At 51.2% G+C, this 408-nt stretch carries 1 protein-coding gene; it reads right to left on the bottom strand.

The window, feature by feature from the left end:
* Positions 1-198: 198 nt before the first annotated feature.
* Positions 199-408: hypothetical protein (locus tag EVJ30_RS15370; RefSeq protein WP_222838999.1), on the bottom strand; the 210-nt coding region annotated here is incomplete at its 5' end.

The raw sequence follows: 408 nt of genomic DNA, 5'->3' as shown, positions 1-408 counted from the left end.
GCCCCGACATCATGGAGTGCCTTCCGAGGCGTTCATCTTTGCTTGAATGAGCGCAACCAACTTGCCAGTAGCGGCCGCCATAGCCTGCGGATCTGATCTTATGAGCGTTTCAATGTGAGGCAGATTTTGCATCGAGCCAATTTTGAGTTTTGCGAATGGAGGAAACATGGCAAGTCCGCTTGAGCGCCCGGTTAGATATCACTTGTTGAGCTTCGTGAGAAAAATTTTGATTTGATTATTGAGCGCCTCCAGTTGCTCTGCAACGGGATGGATAGGTGGCGACGAACGTAGATAAGGCCGCATGTCGACTGACGTTCTCTCTGCAACAAGGCGATCATCGAATTCATAGTCTGCGGAGACGGTGAATTGCAGAGGGCAAAGCTCAGCGTTCCCGAAGACTGTGTGCCC

It is taken from the genome of Exiguobacterium sp. SH5S13, from assembly GCF_004337085.1.
Taxonomy (GTDB): domain Bacteria; phylum Bacillota; class Bacilli; order Exiguobacteriales; family Exiguobacteriaceae; genus Exiguobacterium; species Exiguobacterium aurantiacum_A.
Note: the sequence above shows the minus strand (reverse complement) of the source record. Positions and strands in the feature narration are given on the sequence as shown.